1 protein-coding gene is annotated in these 238 nt (G+C 41.2%); it reads left to right on the plus strand.

The window, feature by feature from the left end:
- Nucleotides 1–210: M20/M25/M40 family metallo-hydrolase (locus tag BTV98_RS13390; protein WP_143505790.1), on the plus strand; the 210-nt coding region annotated here is incomplete at its 5' end.
- Nucleotides 211–238: the final 28 nt, after the last annotated feature.

The following is a 238-nucleotide window of genomic DNA, read 5'->3' on the forward strand; positions in this document are numbered from 1 at the left end:
TCTGTGACCGATGTTGATACCACGTTATCTACATCAGGCGGTACCTCAGACGGACGCTTTATCGCGCCAACAGGTGCGCAAGTTGTTGAGCTTGGCGTGCGTAATGCAACGATTCATCAAGTCGATGAAAAAGTAGAAATAGATGACTTGGGGAAATTGGCACAGATTTATGAAGGGATTTTAGAGAATTTGTTATTAGGTGATAAGTAATCTATAGGAAAGCGGTTATGAAAATATT

The organism is Psychrobacter sp. Cmf 22.2 (genome assembly GCF_001921745.1).
Lineage (GTDB): Bacteria > Pseudomonadota > Gammaproteobacteria > Pseudomonadales > Moraxellaceae > Psychrobacter.